This window comes from Mesorhizobium sp. WSM1343 (assembly GCF_055901535.1).
Genome location: NZ_CM148370.1, coordinates 1719491 through 1734811, shown reverse-complemented (window position 1 = coordinate 1734811; position 15321 = coordinate 1719491). Strand labels below are relative to the sequence as shown.

The following is a 15321-nucleotide window of genomic DNA, read 5'->3' as shown; positions in this document are numbered from 1 at the left end:
GAAAAGCGGAAGGCCGGCTGACGCCGGCCGCTGAATGCGCGGCCTCCTTAGCCAAATGACGAAGGTTTCGCAAGGCTGGCGGCCAATTGCCGGCTCCAGAAGCCGGCATATTGCCTTCCGCCCCGGCGCCGCCTACGAAATGCTGCCTGCGGGGAATTCTTTTGGTTCGGCATAGCAGATGATGATTGCTCGGTTTCGACGTGCCATGCGATGGCAATCGCTCCCGCTTGTCGCAGGCTTTGCGGTGCTGGCGCTTATTGTCGGCAGCCGTGCCATGCTGGTCGAAGAACAGCGGGCCAACCGCGCCGCCGCGCGCGAGGCAATCGAATATCAGCAATTGCTTTCGGGTCTGCTTTCTCTGGCACAGGAAGCCGAGAACGGCCAGCGTGGCTACCTGCTGACCGGCGAGAAATCCTATCTCGAACCCTATCGGAGCGCTGTCGGCGCCATTCCGGGGCAACTTGCCCGTATCGACAGCTTGACCGCCCCCGACGACCAGTTCGTCCAGCCGATCAACCACATCAAGGACGCGCTTTCGCAAAAGCAGGCTGAACTGGCCGAGACGATTGCCCTGTACGACCAGGGCAATGCGACGAAAGCGCTGGATCTGATTCGCAGCGGCCAGGGCAAGGCAGTCATGGACGAAATCCGAACCAGCATGGATACGGTCCGACGCATCAGCGCCGCAGCCGTCGCCGCGCGCGACGCGCATACCGACCAGGTCGAGACCTGGCTACGCATCGGTTCGGTGGCGGCACTGCTGGCGATCTTCCTGCTTGCCGGCTACGCGATCAGGGAATCGCGCCGCCGCTTCCTTGAGGTGGTCGTCGCCCAGGAGGAGTTGGTGCGCAAGAACGTCGCGCTCGGCAGTGAGATCGAGACACGTGAAAAGGCAGAATCCCAGATCCGCCAGATGCACAAGATGGAGGCAGTCGGCCAGCTTACAGGCGGCATCGCCCACGACTTCAACAACATGCTGGCGGTGATCATCAGCGCCATGAACCTCGCCCAGCGCAAGCTGGCGCGCGGCGAGCACGACATCGCACAATTCATCGACGCGGCGATCGATGCCGCGACCCGTGCCGCCAATCTGACGGCCCGGCTGCTCGCCTTCTCGCGTCAGCAGCCGCTGGCGCCGCAGATCGTCGACGCCAACCGCCTGCTGACCGGGATGTCCGACCTGATCCGTAGGGCACTCGGCGAAACCATCCGCATCGAAACGGTGCTGGCGGGAGGCTTGTGGAAAACCCATGCCGACCCGAGCCAGATCGAGAACGCCGTTCTCAACCTGGCCGTCAACGCCCGCGACGCCATGGGCGATGACGGCAAGCTGACCATCGAGACCGCCAACAGCCATCTCGACGACAGCTACGCCGCCGCCCATGCCGAAGTCGCGGCCGGCCAGTATGTGATGATCGCCGTCAGCGATACCGGTTCGGGCATGACCCCCGATGTCATGGCCAAGGCCTTCGAACCCTTCTTCACCACCAAGCCGGTCAACAAGGGCACCGGCCTTGGATTGAGCCAGGTGTTCGGCTTCGTCAAACAGTCGGGCGGCCACGTCAACATCTATTCCGAGCCCGGCGAAGGCACGACAATCAAGATCTACTTGCCGCGGTATTTCGGCGCCGAAGAGCCGGCCGTGCCCACCGGGCGCGGCGACAACCCCGCCGCACCGGTCGCCGAAACGATCCTTGTCGTCGAGGATGATGCCCGCGTGCGGGTCTCCACCACCGAGGCCATACGCGAACTCGGATACACCGTCATTGATGCCGCGAGTGGCGAGGAAGCGTTGCAGAAACTGGCGGAAAACCCGAAGGTCGCCCTGCTGTTCACCGACATCGTCATGCCCGTCATGAACGGCCGCAAGCTGGCGGAAGAGGCCGTTGCCCGCATGCCGCTGCTGAAGGTGATCTTCACCACCGGCTTCACCAGGAACGCCGTGGTCCACAACGGCGTGCTCGACCACGACGTGCATTTCCTCGCCAAGCCCTTCACCATCGAGCAACTGGCAGCGAAACTGCGTGACGTGCTTGGCACGACGCAGGTCGCAGCGGGCTGATCACAATCGCTTCAGCCTGACGCAGCCGCGCGTCTCCAAAGGCCGGGATAGTCGAAAACGAAGCCGTGCGGCGAGACGTTGAGGGTCTCGTCATAGCCGAACACCGGCGCGGCATAGGCATAGCGAACCGTGTCGAGACGCCGATAGGTCTGATCGAGGCGCACCAGCCTCAGTTCAGGGAAAGTCAGGTAGGCGGCCGGGGCAGGCGACGCTTCGCCGATCCCGAGGCCATACCGGCGGATCGCCAGCAGGTTCGATGCCGGTGTGAAGCCAAGATCGACGTCGACAAGACCGTCGACACCCTGCTGGACTTCGCCGTTCAGCGTCCACTGGCCGTTGAAATCGCGTTCGATCGCATAATGCAGCTGGCGCGTGCCGAGAAAGCCTTCGACAAGCGCCGCCCGTGTGTGCCAGCCGGCATCGCAATCCACCCCGTAGGCGAGGCAGCACGGCTTGCCGTCCTGGATGAAGATGGCTTGTCCCTTGAGGCTGTGCCCGCCATCGGTCTGCGCAAGCAGACAGGCATCATGCCCCTCCACGTCCAGCCGATGCCAGAGGATCGAAGCCGTCATTGCTGTCATCGTCACCTCCTTCGAGTTCAAAACGATGATGTGTTCCTTCGCCCGCCAGGCCAATTGTGTTTCACCGCGGCGCACTCCAGCTGACATGCCCTGACAGAATCCGGCTCCCTGCCGGCAGAGGAAAATTGTTGCCTTGACATTCGCGGCTTCACGCCCGACTTCCTAGCGCATGGCCCCGAAATCGAAGTCGATTTCGGAAAGGATCATGCGCAGAATCTAAAGTGCTACAGCGTCCTTTGCGCGTCCAAGAGGACGCGCGGCGCTGTAGTGTCGAGGAGACCAACCTATGCCAGAGCCCCGACGATCGACGATCGATGCCGGAGAAGTGGAACGCTTTTCCGCCCTTGCCGCCGAATGGTGGAACCCGAACGGCAAGTTCCGTCCCCTGCACAAATTCAATCCGGTCCGGCTGGCCTATATCCGCGACCAGATAGCGACGCGCTTCGGCCGTGACCCACGCGCTGCAAGGCCTTTCGAGGGACTGCGCATCCTCGACATCGGTTGCGGCGGCGGACTTTTGTGCGAGCCGATGGCGCGGCTTGGCGCCGAGGTTGTGGGCGCGGATGCCTCCGAAACCAACATCGAAGTGGCCAAGCTGCACGCCGCCGAAGGCAATGTCAGCGTCGACTATCGCGCCACGACGGCCGAGGACCTTGCCGACGCCGGCGAGAAATTCGACGTCATCCTCAACATGGAAGTGGTCGAGCATGTCGCCGACATCGACCTGTTCGTCGCCAAATGCGGCGAGATGGTGCGGCCCGGCGGCATCATGTTCGTGGCCACCATCAACCGCACGCTGAAGGCGCTGGGCTTAGCAATCATCGGCGCCGAATATGTGCTGCGCTGGCTGCCGCGCGGCACCCACCAGTTCGGCAAGCTGGTGCGCCCGGAAGAGCTCGAAAAGGCGCTTGCCGGCGCCGGCCTGACCATCATCGACCGCACCGGCGTCACCTACAATCCGCTGGCCGACCGCTGGGCGCGGTCGAAGGACATGGACGTCAACTACATGGTCCTGGCGGAAAAAGGCTCGGTCTGACCTTATTCAGAATTCAGCGGCCTGTAGCCGCCGCGCCAGTAGATCAGCGCCTGGCCGGCATCGGACGTGCGCACGGCCTCAACCGAACCGATGACGATGGAATGCGTTCCGCGATCGATCATTTCATCGAGGCTGCAGACGAATGCGGCCACCGCATCCGAAAGCAGCAAAGCTCCGGTCTTGAGCGTCACCCATTCGGCGCCCTCATAGCGGTCCTTGCCCTTGATGCCGCCGAAGCCGGAGAACCGCTCGGCCACGCGCTGATGCTGGGGGCCAAGCGAGTTGACGCCGAAATGCCGGTAGCGTTCGATCACCGGCCAGGTCGACGATGACCGGTTGACGCAGGCGATCACCTTGGGCGGCTCGGCCGACAGCGAGACGACCGAAATGACCACCAGGCCGGAGCGGTCCTCCCCGGTGCCGGCGGTGATGACGCTGACATTGCCGACGATCAGCCGCATCGCGGCGCGAAAATCCGCTACATCGACGGCAGTCCCCTCGGATGTCTTCGGTTCGGTCATGGCTTGCTCCAGAGCACGATTCCAAAAAGGGCAAGGTCCTCGGAAAAGACCACGCTCAAACAAGAAGATAAAGCAGATCTGGATACAAATTCAGGTGAGATCGGCTCCAGGCGCGAAGGCAGTTCGGATCCCCTGCGACCGCTCACGCCTTCTGGCTTTGTGCCCTGGTGGTGATGAACACGCCGGCGGTGATGATGAGCGCGCCTGCCCAGGTCAGCAGTTGATAGTGCTCGCCGAGGAAGAGGGTTCCGGCAAACAGGCCGACGGCCGCCGCCACATAACCGATCTGGCTGAGATAGACCGGACCGCCGACCGCCTGCAGCCGGAAGAAGAACGCGAACATCGCCGATGCCGACGCGACCTGCGCGACGACGACCAGCGGCACGCCGCCGAGTGGGACGAAAGCTTCGCCGCCGAACAGGAGGAGAATGCCGGCAAGCAGCATCGCCGCCGACGCCAGATGGCTGCCGACGGCAAGCTCGATCGGGCCGGTACCGTCCGGCCAGTCGACCGTGCGATAGATGTTGCCGGCGGCAAGGCTGACCGGGATGAGCAACCCCATCGCCACCCAGAACAAATCGGCCGGCTGGCCGGCCTCGCCGCGCGTCACCGCGACCATGACGGCGCCGACGAAGCCGACGGCGATGCCGACAATGCCCAGCATGTTGGGGCGCCGGACACGCAGCAGGATCGAGAACACCAGCGTGATGACCGGCGACAGGGTGAACATGATGCCGGTGTAGCCGGCGCCCAGATGCGGGATGGCCGAGAACATCAGGAGATTGGGGACAGCATAGGACACCGCGGCGGTGACGAAGAAATAGCGCAATTTGTGCGCGGTGAGCCGGACCCGCTTGCCGCGAGCCAAGAGCATGCACAGCAAGACCCCGCCGGCGCCGAGCGAGATGACGAAGGCCCAGACCATGGCCGGCACGCCGGCAGCCGTGGCGAGCTTGCCGAACGGCAGCGTCAGGCCGAGCAGGCCCCCGGTGACGACCAGCAGGCCGAGCGCCGAATCCCAGAGAAGCTTCATTGACCGAATCCTGTAGCGCGGCTCTTGGCCGGCATTGCATCTTGCAGTAAGATAACGGAAAGATTCTTAACGTCAAGATAAATGATGGTGAGACAGTTGGACAGGGCAGCACGGGCGATCGAGCAATGGAAGCGGGAACGACCCGATCTGGACGTCTCGCCGATGGGTGTGCTCGGGCGGCTGAACGAGGCCGCCTCGCTGATCGCCCGCGAGCGCCTGGCGCCGTTGTTTGCCCGTTATGGATTGCAGTCCGGGGAATTCGACGTGCTGGCAACGCTGCGCCGCTCTGGATCACCCTACGCCCTGACGCCGACCGCCCTCTATGAAGCGACGATGGTGACGTCAGGCGCCATGACCAACCGGCTCGACCGGCTCGAAACGTCCGGATTGATCTTGCGCGGGCCGCACCCCAACGATCGGCGCGGCATTGTCGTGCGGCTGACCGAAAAGGGTCTCGCGTTGATCGATGAGGCTATTGCCGCCCATGTTGCCAACGAGCATGAGATTCTTTCCGGCCTGACACCGGCCGAACGGGAGACGCTCTCTCGGCTGCTTGAGAAATTGATCGGGAGCGTGAGCTAAGCCGGGTCAGTTCGTAGGCTGCCGCGAGAACCGGCGCCGGTGTTTCCAGCGGCGGTATGATACGGTGAGGTCGACAAGCCGGGTCGGCATGTTGAGGTAGAGCAGAGCATCCCGCAAACCGCTGAGATAGCGCTCACTCATCGCCTTGTCGGAAAAGTCCGGCATGGCCTCGAGTGTCGCTTCGGCTTGCTGGCTCCGGCCCTTTCCGGTCGGCAATCTGGCCGCAAAGGCTATTTCTCGACGCAGACAGACCTGCTCCACGCGATCCCGCAGCGCCTCTTCGTAGCCGATACCACATCGCATAAGCCGCGCGTGGGTGGCTTCATGGACGATAATCGAAGCGACCAATTCCGGCGTCGTCCCTTCGCTGATGATATGGCGCTCGTCCAATTCGCATGCCTTGGAAGAGTTTGCCCATTGCGCGACGGAAGCAGGAAGGGTTGTGACAAATACCTGTCTTACGTCACCAAGCAGCCGTCTGTAGCGCACTGGATAAAAATCACGAATAAGCTGAAGCGCCTCGACGATCTTGTCGGTGCCCTTGTCGCTGATGATGAGCAACCCGTCGATCGTTCGGGTACCGCTAAGCTTGACGGCGCCCCAGCGGGCCAATCGGCCAACGACGGCTCTTATGCTGCGTCGCGGCTCAATCGCTTCTGGGTCGCGCAAAGCTCCCTCGGAACTCAGTTGCGGTCGTCGGGAAACACCGGGATCGGCATGAACTCGACGCCGTCCTCGACCAGGCTCTTGGCTTCGTCCAGCGTCGCCTCGCCATAGATGCCACGCGGGTCGCTCTCGCCGAAATGGATCTTTCGCGCTTCCTCGGCGAACTTGTCGCCGACATAATCGGCATTCTCGCGCACCTTCTCGGCCATCGCCTTCAGCTGCGCCAAAGCCTGCTTCTGCGCCTCGCCCATGGCCAGCGCTATGGTTTCCTGCTTGCGCGCCGTGGAGACGGCCGGCGCCATCAGTGCTTTCTGCACCTTGTGCGAACCGCAGCTCGGGCAATCGACGAAGCCGCGCTTCTTCTGGGTGTCGAAATCGTCGTTGCTGCGGAACCAGCCTTCGAATTCGTGCTCGTGCTCGCAGATCAGGGCAAAGCGGATCAAGAGGCTGCACCCCTGAGCCGCGGCGCCTCGCCCGAGCCGGCATTGACGGCGAAATCCCGCGCATTCCTGAGATTGGGGATCTTCTTGCGCGCGGCAAGCGACTGCGCCGGGTCGATCTCGGCGACGATCACCGCCGGTTCGTCATGCGCGGCTTCCGCAATGATCCGGCCCCACGGATCGACGATCAGCGAATGGCCGTAAGTCTCGCGGCCGTCTTCATGCAAGCCGCCTTGCGCGGCGGCGACGACATAGGCGCCGTTCTCGATGGCGCGCGCCCTGAGTAGCACGTGCCAGTGCGCCTCGCCCGTCTGGCGGGTGAAGGCAGCCGGTACGGAAAGCAGGTCTGCGCCGGCCAACGCCTCGGCGCGGAAGAGTTGCGGAAAGCGCAGATCGTAGCAAACGGCGAAGCCGAGCTTTGCACCCTCGATGTCGGTGACGACGGCCTCGGTTCCCGGTTCATAGGCGGCGGACTCACGCCAGCTCTCGCCATTGTCGAGATCGACGTCGAACATGTGGATCTTGTCGTAGGCGGCGAGCGCAGCACCATCCGGCCCGAACAGCAGCGCCCGGTTGGCGAGCTTGCCGTCGGCGCGCAGAATGGCGGTCGAGCCGATATGCAGGAAGATGCCGAGCTCCTTGGCCAGCCTGCGCGCGGTCGCAACGATGATGTCCTTGTCCTCCGACGTGAACGATGCGGCGCGAGCTTCCTTGTCGCGGATCAGCGCCCCGGTCATTTCCGGCGTCTGGATGTAGGTGGCACCCAGGCTGGCTGCTTCACGCACCAGCCGTTCGAGATCGACGGCGTTGCGCTCGGGGCTCTCGCCCGAACGCATCTGGATCGCAGCGGCCTTGAAAACACCCATCGTCATTCCCTCAATTCGTCGCGCCGTTGGCGAGCAATTTGTCCAGCCGGCCTTCGGCCTCCAGCTCGTGGAGGTCGTCACAGCCGCCGACATGCGTATCGCCGATGAAAATCTGCGGAAAGGTCGTGCGGCCATGCGCCCGGGAGATCATCTCCTGGCGCAATTCCGGCGAGAAGGAGGCATCGTGCTCGGTAAAGGCGACGCCCTTGCGCTCGAGCAGCCGCTTGGCTGCCGTGCAATAGCCGCACATCATGCGGGTGTAGATCGTGACATCGGTCATGACGAATTTCCGCTGTTCGTTGCCGACTTATATAGTCGCGGACTCGTCCGCCCGAAAGTCCCCCGGCAACACACGCGCAAAGGTCAGCACGTCGACGGCGGCCGCACCTCCCCTTTTCAGCGCCTTGGTGGCGGAACGCACCGTGGCGCCGGTGGTGTAGACATCGTCGATCAAAAGTACCCTGCGGCCGGCGATCTCGATTTCCGCCTCGGCGGGCACCCGGAACGCGGCCCGCACATTCTCCTCGCGTTCGCCGCGCTCCAGCCCAACCTGCTGGCGGGTGAGTTTCACGCGCCGCACCGCCGACGGGGCGAAGGGCAATCCGCTAAGTGCCGAGACCGCCCTTGCCAGTTCCGCCGACTGGTTGAAGCGCCGCCTGAAAAACCGTCGCCAGTGCAGCGGCACCGGCACCACCACATCCGCCTCGGCGATGAGATCGGCACCCGCACGCATCATCCAGCGCGCCATCCAAGGTGCCAGATCCGTGCGATCCTGGTATTTCAACCCTTGCACCATCTGGCGCGCAACGCCGGAATAGGCGACCGCCGCCCGCGCCCGCTCGAAAGGCGGCGGATCGGCAATCGCCTCGGCCGACAGAAAGCCTTCGCCCATATGGTGGGTGAACGGCGTACCCATGACAGGGCACCATGGCCGCTCCAGCAGCCTGAGCTTCGGCCAGCAGGCGCCGCACAGCACGCCCGGCTGCGAGACATGCCGGCGGCAACCGGCGCAGACCGGCGGAAACAGCATCCGCGCCGGCCAGCCGACAACCGACCGGGCCAGGTTCGTGATCCCGATGGACTTGATCTTGGGCATCGGATCGGCCACGTGGTTGCTCCTGCGCGCCACTATATCAACGATCTCGGAGCGTGGACAAACAAAGGATCTGCCCGTTGCAGCCAATAATGGATACCTCTCTGTGGCTGACGCACAAGCGGCGCGCGCTTGCCCGTCCGGTCGACGGCGCGGACTTCCTCATGCGCCGCACGGCCGAGGACCTTGCCGAACGGCTGGGCGCCGTCGAGCGCCGGTTCGGCAAGGCGGCCGTGCTGTTTTGCCAGACGCCGGCGGCGGCCGAAACGCTCGCCGAAAGCGGCAAGGTCGCCGACATTGTCCGCGTCGAGACGGATACGGCTTTCCTGAGCGGTGGCGATGCCGGCCTGATCGCACCGCTTGAAACCGTGCCGTTCGAGCCGGAAAGCCTCGATCTGGCGGTGTCGCTCTTGTCGCTGCAGGCCATGAACGACATCCCAGGCATACTGATCCAGATCCGCCGTGCGTTGCGGCCGGATGGGCTTTTCCTCGGCGCCTTTGCCGGCGCCGGTACGCTTTTCGAGTTGCGCGAAAGCCTGCTTGCGGCCGAGACCGAGCTTTACGGCGGCGCCAGCCCGCGTGTCGCCCCGTTCACCGACGTGCGCGATGCCGGTGCGCTGCTGCAGCGCGCCGGTCTCGCTCTGCCGGTCGCCGACGTCGAGACGGTGACGGTGCGCTATGCCAGCCTGTTCAACCTGATCGCGGATCTGCGGGCCATGGGCGAGACCAATGCGCTCACCGATCGCAGCCGGCGCCCGGGCTCGCGCAAGCTGTTTGCCCGTGCGGCGGAAATCTACGCCGAGCGGTTTTCCGACCCCGACGGCCGCGTCAGGGCAAGTTTCTCGATTGTCTGGATGTCCGGCTGGGCGCCCGACGCTTCGCAGCAAAAACCGCTGAAGCCAGGGTCGGCCAAGGTCTCGCTGAAAACAATCCTGGAGGCGCCCGACGGGCAATGATCCTGCCCCAGGCGCGGGAAAGCCGGATCAGGGAGTGGGTGCGAAGGCGTTCGCAAGCTTGCTGTTGTTGTCGCTGAACAGCCAGATGATCCCGTCGCGGACCTCACCGATACCGCCGACGATGGCCAGCGACAGCACGGCGATGATCACGCCATATTCGACGGCCGTGGCGCCGGTCTCGTCGTTCAGAAAACCCAGCAGCACTGCTTTCATGGCCTCAACCCCTCTGTCCGGGACCTTACAGCCGACCTGTTAAGAAAGGTTAACGGCAAAGGCTTAACAGGCGGTGAAACCGCCGCCTTTGCGAAATTTCTTAACCATGTCAGCAGTCGCCGCTGCTCCGGCCATTGGACCTGATGATGCAGACCGAGCTCGGCTGCGGCTGCAGCACGCTGCGGCGCAGCGTGTAGGTTTCGCGATGGCCGATCGAGCCTGTGGCCGCCATGTCGAGCCCGCCGAAACCGTCACGGGCCGACAGCGAGCGTGTCTGGCTGTCGAGGAAAGGGGTTGCGATCAGCGCCAGCGCCACCGCGGCCGAACCGAACAGAAGCGTTATGCGCAATATGCCCATGCCCGCATCGGCGGCGCGAAAGCCGCGCTCGGGCCTGATCGAGTCCCAATCCCTGTCTAGGCTCATGCTATCGCTCCCCGGCAAATCGACGGCTCGGCCGCGAACGGCCATGCTTCAATTTTTCACGACGAGATAAATCTTCCATTAATGCTGGCTGATACAACGCCTCGGCCAGGAACCGGCCGGACGGGAGCCTCAGAGAAGATCGATGAGGAACGGGATCAGCGGCTCATCGGCCGGCGGCATCGGGTAATCGCGCATCTGCTTCGGCCTTACCCATTTCAGCGCCTGCCCTTCCCTGGGCTGCGCGATACCGCGAAAGCGGCGGCAGATGAACAGCGGCATCAGCAGGTGGAAATCGTCGTAGGAATGGCTGGCGAAAGTGAGCGGCGCCAGGCACGGGATGTCGGTTTCGATGCCGATTTCCTCATGCAGTTCGCGAATGATGCATTGTTCGGGCGTCTCGCCCGGCTCGACCTTGCCGCCGGGAAATTCCCACAGCCCGGCAAGTTGCTTGCCCTGAGGCCGCTGCGCCAAAAGCACCCGGCCGTCGGCATCGACAAGCGCGCAGGCGGCGACCAGCAGCAGGCGCTTGCCGGCAATCACGACATCATTCATGACCCGGCGGCCGGCGGTAGTGGTAGCGATAGACTTCCTCGAAGCCGAGCGAATGGTAGAGCGCCAGTGCCGGCACATTGTTGGCCTCGACTTGCAGCCAGGCTTCCCGTGCGCCCCGCAGCCGTGCCCATTTCAGTGCCGACAGGATCAGGTTGCGGCCGTGGCCCCTGTTGCGTGCCGACTTGTCGGTGGCGACCTCGAACAGGCCGGCGAGATCGCCGTCATGCACGCAGATCAGCGTCGCCAGCGCTTCTGATCCGTCTTCGAGCGCGAACAGCCCGGCTTCGGGCTGGATGGCGCCGATGATCTCCGACAGGCCGGGGCGCAGCGAAACATCCGAACCGCTGACCTTGAGCGACGCGCCGATGAAGCGGCTGATGTCTTTGAGCGGGATCTGGTCCATGGCAGCGTCGAGTTGCGCATCGGCCAGCGGCAGCCGCATGACCAGCGACTCGTCGAACCGGCTCCATCCCTCACGGTCGAGATGACTGGCAAGATCGGGACCCGACAACGGCGACATGCGGAATGTCAGCGGCCTGCCATAGGCATCGAAACGGCGGCTGGCCCGGCCGATACGGTCGGCAATGTGCTGGATGTCGCCGGGATCGAGCGGATTGACCGAGTTCAGCCGCTTGGCCGGATGGCCGGCGGTCAGCCGCACTACCCAGGTGCCGTCATAGTGGACGGCGGCCGCCGGCCAGGCGCGAAAGCCGGCCGCCTCGTAACGGCGTACGATCGCCAGCATGCTTGCCGGATGCCTGGAGCTCAAAACCGTCAGCTCCGGTAATCGCCATTGATGGCGACATATTCCTTGGTGAGGTCGCAGGTCCACACCGTCGCCTTGCCGCGGCCGATGCCGATATCGGCGCGGATGCGGATGTCGTCGCGCTTCATGTAGGCCGACGTCGCCGCCTCGGAATAGCCGGGGTCGCGCTCGCCTTCATGCGCCAGCCTGTTGTCGCCGAACCAGATCGACAGCCGGTCGCGATCGGCGGGCTCGCCGGCCTTGCCGACGGCCATGACGACGCGGCCCCAATTGGCGTCCTCGCCGGCGACTGCCGTCTTGACCAGCGGCGAATTGGCGATCGACAGCGCGATGCGCTTGGCCGAGCGCGCCGATTTGGCGCCGGTGACGGTGACTTCGACCTGCTTGCGGGCGCCTTCGCCGTCGCGCACCACCTGCAGCGCCAGCGATTTCAGCACCTTGCCGAGCGCCCGGCGGAACGTGCCGAGACGGGCATCCTTGGGATCGGTTATCTCCGGCGCGCCGCGCCTGGCGGCCTTGCCGGTGGCGAAGATCAGCAGCGTGTCGCTGGTCGAGGTGTCGCTGTCAACGGTGACCGCGTTGAAAGTCTTGGCCGTGCCGCGCGACAACAGATCCTGCAGGACAGGGGCGGCGATCGGCGCGTCGGTGGCGATGAAGGAGAGCATCGTCGCCATGTCGGGCGCGATCATGCCGGCGCCCTTGGAAATGCCGTTGATGGTGACATCGGTGTCGCCGAGCTTGACGGTCGCGGTCGCCACTTTCGGATAGGTATCCGTGGTCATGATCGCCTTTGCCGCTTCGGTCCACAGCTCGGGCTTGCCCTTGCTGACCAGCCCCGCGAGCAGATGGCTGAATTTGCTGGTGTCGAGCGGCTCGCCGATGACGCCGGTCGAGGCCATGAAAACCTCCGCTGCCGTGCAGCCGGCCGCCTTCGCCGCCGCCTCGCCGGTCAGTGCGGTCGACTCGCGGCCCTTCTTGCCGGTGAAGGCGTTGGCGTTGCCCGAATTGACGACCAGCACCCGCGCCTTGCCCGCGCCGAGATTCTGCCGGCAGAAATCGACCGGCGCCGAGGGGCATTTCGATTTCGTGAACACGCCGGCGACCGCAGTGCCTTCATCGAAGACCATGGTCAAAAGATCGGTGCGGCCCTTGTACTTTATCCCTGCCTCGGCGGTGGCGATGCGCACCCCCTCGATTTCTGGCATTTTCGGGTATTTCTTCGGCGCAAGCGGCGAAATCGTCGTGGACATGGAGGCCTCGGGCGGGAAAATCGCAAGGGAAGGCCGGTTTGCCCGATAGACCGCGCCGGCGCAAGGGCGTTTTCGTCGCTCTTGTCCGGGAGCTCGAACTCGCCCCTGGGAGCAGGGCTCCGAGACGTCGCAAGCCATGCAGTAGACATCGTCCGACGGCCGGTCCGGCGGTGTCAGCCAGTTTGCGCCGGCCGCGTTCATGTTAGTAGGAATTTATTCTTGACAGGGTGAGAGCAGCTATGCTACATTTTCGTCCATGGTGCTGATTTGCGCCAGTGACCCGCCTCCGGCGGGTTTTGCTTTTGGGGGCTCACCAACCGAGACGCCGGTAAGATTCCAGAAAAACGACCAACCCCTGCCCCGACCTTGCCAGCCTCCAGAAGCTTCAAAACGCGCCGTTTCGTTTGAGCGTCGGGTCACCTATATTGCCGGCGAAGTGTTTGGCGAGGACGACAGAGATGGCCGAGGACGCCGATCCGGCGCGCAGATCGATCGGTGCGCGGCGCAATCCCGACAGCGCCGAGGCCATTCTCCAAGCCGCCGAGACCGTGCTGGTCGAAGCCGGTTATGCCGGTTTCTCGATCGAGGCGGTGGCGCGGCGGGCCCGCGCCGGCAAACCCACCATCTATCGCTGGTGGCCGAGCAAGGCGGCGTTGCTGCTTGAGGTCTACCAGCGCCAGAAGCGCGTCGATGTTCCCGATACCGGGGTGTTGGAGGAGGATCTCGTCGGCTTCCTGAAGAACCTGTTCGCCCACTGGCGCGAGACATCGTCGGGAAGCGTGTTCCGGTCGCTGATCGCCGAGGCACAGTCGGACGAGACCGCGGCCGCGGCCCTTGCCGACTACTCACTGGGCCGACGGTCCCATACCGCCCAGATCATCGAACGCGCCAAGGCAAGGGGCGAAATCCCGGCCGAAATCGATTCAGCTGTTGTCGCCGACCTGATCGCCTCCTTCGCCTGGAGACATCTGCTGACCAACCGGCTCGACGAGGACGAAGCGACCATCGGCAAGGCCGTCAACTACGTGATGCGAGGCATAGCGGCGCCTGCCTCGTAAAGACGGCAATGAATGAAAAAGGGCGCGGCAACCCCTGGCTGCCGCGCCCCTTTTCAAAAAGCTGCCAGTCTTACTTGGCGCTTTCCAGCGTATCGACCGCCTTCTTCAGGTTGGCGTCGGGGATCTCGACCTTGGCGCCGGCGCGCAGCGACTTGACCAGCGCGAAATACTTGTCGCGGATGACCGCCTGCTTGGCCTGGTCCTTGACGTCGTCGAAGGCCGGCGGCTGCTTGGTGCGCTTGTCCTCGAGCTTGATGACATGCCAGCCGAACTGCGTTTGCACCGGCTGCTCGGTGTATTTGCCGACCTCGAGCGCGGAGGCAGCCTTGTCGAACTCCGGCACCATCTGGCCAGGTCCGAACCAGCCGAGATCGCCGCCGCTGGTCTTGCCTGACGGATCGCTGGTGTGCTCGTTGGCGAGCTTCTGGAAGTCGGCGCCGCCGTCGAGCTGCTTGATGATCGCCTCGGCCTCTTCCTTCGTCTTCACGAGGATGTGACGGGCATGCAGCTCGTTGGTGGGCGGCGTGTTGGCGATTTCCTGGTCGTAACGGGCGCGGACCTCGGCGTCGGTGACCTTGTCGACGACACCCTTCTCGACCATCTCGCCATGCAGCGCGCGCTGCTGCAGGAAGGCCATGCGGCGCTGGAAGTCGGGATCCTTGTCGAGCCCTGTGGTGACCGCCTGGGCGGCCATGACGCGGATCTCGATGGCAGCCGAAAGGGCGGCGGCACGGCGCTGCTCGGGCGGCAATTGTGCGAACTGCTGCGACAATTCCCCTTCGGCAAGCACCAGATCTGCTTCGGTCAGGGGCTGACCGTTGACCGTGGCGATAACCTTATTGGGATCGACCGGTGCCGCGGCTGGCGCTGCTGCATCCGCTGGAGCGGGAGCGGTTTGCTGCGCCATCACAGGCGAGAGCGAAAGGGCCGACAGGCCGACGGCCAAGCCAAGGCTGGCGAGCGACGCGCGGCGAAACAACAGGGACATAGGGGGACTCCGGTGGGGATTGTTAAGAGGGGTGCTTCCAGATCGGCCAGATTGTGGCGGAATTTGGCGCAGCCAGCAGGGCCAGCGCGGCGTTGACATCAGTTGAGCCCCCTCTTATCTGTCCAACGACTTTGCGTCCAGAACCGTTTTCCGGGCGCTTTTTGTGTTTGTCCACGTTCACGTGGAATTGATGGGGCCGCCCGGCGCTCATCTCAAGATTGAGAATTCTATCGA

19 protein-coding genes are annotated in these 15321 nt (G+C 64.1%); 5 read left to right on the top strand and 14 right to left on the bottom strand.

What is annotated here, in order from left to right; genetic code table 11:
* Window positions 1–205 precede the first annotated feature (205 nt).
* A complete protein-coding gene (locus tag AC0NIL_RS08400; protein WP_473572616.1) occupies window positions 206–2062 on the top strand; it encodes a CHASE3 domain-containing protein in 1857 nt (618 codons plus the stop codon).
* Between the two features lie 11 nt (window positions 2063–2073).
* Here AC0NIL_RS08400 and AC0NIL_RS08395 read toward each other — a convergent pair whose 3' ends face one another.
* Window positions 2074–2643: a putative glycolipid-binding domain-containing protein gene (locus AC0NIL_RS08395; RefSeq protein ID WP_473572617.1), complete on the bottom strand. Its 570-nt coding sequence runs from the start codon at window positions 2641–2643 to the stop codon at window positions 2074–2076.
* A 286-nt stretch (window positions 2644–2929) separates the two neighbouring features.
* On the opposite strand from AC0NIL_RS08395, the gene ubiG reads away from it, so the two are divergent.
* Window positions 2930–3679: a bifunctional 2-polyprenyl-6-hydroxyphenol methylase/3-demethylubiquinol 3-O-methyltransferase UbiG gene (gene ubiG / locus AC0NIL_RS08390; protein ID WP_013529456.1), complete on the top strand. Its 750-nt coding sequence runs from the start codon at window positions 2930–2932 to the stop codon at window positions 3677–3679.
* A gap of 2 nt (window positions 3680–3681) precedes the next feature.
* On the opposite strand, the gene AC0NIL_RS08385 is transcribed toward ubiG, so the two are convergent.
* Together AC0NIL_RS08385 and AC0NIL_RS08380 are read right to left on the bottom strand one after the other, a co-directional pair.
* Window positions 3682–4200: a flavin reductase family protein gene (locus AC0NIL_RS08385; RefSeq protein WP_473572618.1), complete on the bottom strand. Its 519-nt coding sequence runs from the start codon at window positions 4198–4200 to the stop codon at window positions 3682–3684.
* Between the two features lie 142 nt (window positions 4201–4342).
* Window positions 4343–5233: a DMT family transporter gene (locus AC0NIL_RS08380; protein ID WP_127387724.1), complete on the bottom strand. Its 891-nt coding sequence runs from the start codon at window positions 5231–5233 to the stop codon at window positions 4343–4345.
* Between the two features lie 96 nt (window positions 5234–5329).
* Between AC0NIL_RS08380 and AC0NIL_RS08375 the strand changes: the two genes are divergently transcribed.
* Complete coding sequence (locus AC0NIL_RS08375) at window positions 5330–5815, top strand: MarR family winged helix-turn-helix transcriptional regulator (protein ID WP_013529453.1); 486 nt, start codon at window positions 5330–5332, stop codon at window positions 5813–5815.
* A gap of 6 nt (window positions 5816–5821) precedes the next feature.
* Here the strand turns inward: AC0NIL_RS08375 and AC0NIL_RS08370 are convergent, their stop codons facing one another.
* The 5 genes from AC0NIL_RS08370 to AC0NIL_RS08350 form a co-directional block, all read right to left on the bottom strand.
* A complete protein-coding gene (locus AC0NIL_RS08370) occupies window positions 5822–6376 on the bottom strand; it encodes a hypothetical protein (protein ID WP_473572619.1) in 555 nt (184 codons plus the stop codon).
* A 122-nt stretch (window positions 6377–6498) separates the two neighbouring features.
* Complete coding sequence (locus AC0NIL_RS08365) at window positions 6499–6924, bottom strand: DUF1178 family protein (RefSeq protein ID WP_013529451.1); 426 nt, start codon at window positions 6922–6924, stop codon at window positions 6499–6501.
* Entirely contained in the window at window positions 6921–7787 is an 867-nt protein-coding gene (locus AC0NIL_RS08360; RefSeq protein WP_473572620.1) for a carbon-nitrogen hydrolase family protein, read from the bottom strand. Before AC0NIL_RS08360 ends, AC0NIL_RS08365 begins: the two co-directional genes overlap by 4 nt.
* Window positions 7788–7797: 10 nt before the next feature.
* A complete protein-coding gene (gene grxC, locus AC0NIL_RS08355) occupies window positions 7798–8067 on the bottom strand; it encodes a glutaredoxin 3 (RefSeq protein WP_024503792.1) in 270 nt (89 codons plus the stop codon).
* A gap of 27 nt (window positions 8068–8094) precedes the next feature.
* Entirely contained in the window at window positions 8095–8895 is an 801-nt protein-coding gene (locus AC0NIL_RS08350) for a ComF family protein (RefSeq protein WP_013529448.1), read from the bottom strand.
* Between the two features lie 65 nt (window positions 8896–8960).
* Between AC0NIL_RS08350 and AC0NIL_RS08345 the strand changes: the two genes are divergently transcribed.
* Window positions 8961–9836, top strand: coding sequence for a class I SAM-dependent methyltransferase (locus AC0NIL_RS08345; RefSeq protein ID WP_473572621.1), 876 nt, complete (start codon window positions 8961–8963; stop codon window positions 9834–9836).
* 27 nt (window positions 9837–9863) lie between these two features.
* Here AC0NIL_RS08345 and AC0NIL_RS08340 read toward each other — a convergent pair whose 3' ends face one another.
* The 5 genes from AC0NIL_RS08340 to argJ all read right to left on the bottom strand — a co-directional run bounded on the left by AC0NIL_RS08340 (window position 9864) and on the right by argJ (window position 13041).
* A complete protein-coding gene (locus tag AC0NIL_RS08340) occupies window positions 9864–10049 on the bottom strand; it encodes a Flp family type IVb pilin (protein ID WP_013529446.1) in 186 nt (61 codons plus the stop codon).
* A 109-nt stretch (window positions 10050–10158) separates the two neighbouring features.
* A complete protein-coding gene (locus AC0NIL_RS08335) occupies window positions 10159–10473 on the bottom strand; it encodes a hypothetical protein (RefSeq protein WP_013529445.1) in 315 nt (104 codons plus the stop codon).
* A 129-nt stretch (window positions 10474–10602) separates the two neighbouring features.
* Window positions 10603–11025, bottom strand: a complete 423-nt coding sequence (locus AC0NIL_RS08330; protein ID WP_024503790.1) for a (deoxy)nucleoside triphosphate pyrophosphohydrolase — start codon at window positions 11023–11025, stop codon at window positions 10603–10605.
* Window positions 11018–11770, bottom strand: a complete 753-nt coding sequence (locus AC0NIL_RS08325) for a GNAT family N-acetyltransferase (protein ID WP_013529443.1) — start codon at window positions 11768–11770, stop codon at window positions 11018–11020. Before AC0NIL_RS08325 ends, AC0NIL_RS08330 begins: the two co-directional genes overlap by 8 nt.
* A gap of 29 nt (window positions 11771–11799) precedes the next feature.
* On the bottom strand, window positions 11800–13041 hold the full coding sequence (argJ, locus tag AC0NIL_RS08320) for a bifunctional glutamate N-acetyltransferase/amino-acid acetyltransferase ArgJ (RefSeq protein WP_063169075.1): 1242 nt from the start codon (window positions 13039–13041) through the stop codon (window positions 11800–11802).
* 458 nt (window positions 13042–13499) lie between these two features.
* Here argJ and AC0NIL_RS08315 point away from each other — a divergent pair, with 458 nt between their 5' ends.
* The gene (locus tag AC0NIL_RS08315) at window positions 13500–14099 is read left to right on the top strand and encodes a TetR/AcrR family transcriptional regulator (RefSeq protein WP_013529441.1); all 600 of its coding nucleotides are present in this window, start codon (window positions 13500–13502) and stop codon (window positions 14097–14099) included.
* A gap of 70 nt (window positions 14100–14169) precedes the next feature.
* Here AC0NIL_RS08315 and AC0NIL_RS08310 read toward each other — a convergent pair whose 3' ends face one another.
* Window positions 14170–15087 carry a peptidylprolyl isomerase gene (locus AC0NIL_RS08310; protein ID WP_024503787.1) on the bottom strand — a complete coding sequence of 306 codons (918 nt, stop codon included), beginning with the start codon at window positions 15085–15087 and terminating at the stop codon, window positions 14170–14172.
* Window positions 15088–15321: the final 234 nt, after the last annotated feature.

Excerpts from the sequence above, each read along its gene's own strand:
- AC0NIL_RS08400 (WP_473572616.1), top strand. The coding sequence starts at position 206 with ATGCGATGGCAATCGCTCCCGCTTGTCGCAGGCTTTGCGGTGCTGGCG.
- AC0NIL_RS08395 (WP_473572617.1), bottom strand. The coding sequence starts at position 2,643 with ATGACAGCAATGACGGCTTCGATCCTCTGGCATCGGCTGGACGTGGAG.
- AC0NIL_RS08315 (WP_013529441.1), top strand. The coding sequence starts at position 13,500 with ATGGCCGAGGACGCCGATCCGGCGCGCAGATCGATCGGTGCGCGGCGC.
- AC0NIL_RS08325 (WP_013529443.1), bottom strand. The coding sequence starts at position 11,770 with ATGCTGGCGATCGTACGCCGTTACGAGGCGGCCGGCTTTCGCGCCTGG.
- AC0NIL_RS08330 (WP_024503790.1), bottom strand. The coding sequence starts at position 11,025 with ATGAATGATGTCGTGATTGCCGGCAAGCGCCTGCTGCTGGTCGCCGCC.
- ubiG (WP_013529456.1), top strand. The coding sequence starts at position 2,930 with ATGCCAGAGCCCCGACGATCGACGATCGATGCCGGAGAAGTGGAACGC.
- AC0NIL_RS08385 (WP_473572618.1), bottom strand. The coding sequence starts at position 4,200 with ATGACCGAACCGAAGACATCCGAGGGGACTGCCGTCGATGTAGCGGAT.
- AC0NIL_RS08360 (WP_473572620.1), bottom strand. The coding sequence starts at position 7,787 with ATGGGTGTTTTCAAGGCCGCTGCGATCCAGATGCGTTCGGGCGAGAGC.
- grxC (WP_024503792.1), bottom strand. The coding sequence starts at position 8,067 with ATGACCGATGTCACGATCTACACCCGCATGATGTGCGGCTATTGCACG.
- argJ (WP_063169075.1), bottom strand. The coding sequence starts at position 13,041 with ATGTCCACGACGATTTCGCCGCTTGCGCCGAAGAAATACCCGAAAATG.
- AC0NIL_RS08335 (WP_013529445.1), bottom strand. The coding sequence starts at position 10,473 with ATGAGCCTAGACAGGGATTGGGACTCGATCAGGCCCGAGCGCGGCTTT.
- AC0NIL_RS08380 (WP_127387724.1), bottom strand. The coding sequence starts at position 5,233 with ATGAAGCTTCTCTGGGATTCGGCGCTCGGCCTGCTGGTCGTCACCGGG.
- AC0NIL_RS08340 (WP_013529446.1), bottom strand. The coding sequence starts at position 10,049 with ATGAAAGCAGTGCTGCTGGGTTTTCTGAACGACGAGACCGGCGCCACG.
- AC0NIL_RS08310 (WP_024503787.1), bottom strand. The coding sequence starts at position 15,087 with ATGTCCCTGTTGTTTCGCCGCGCGTCGCTCGCCAGCCTTGGCTTGGCC.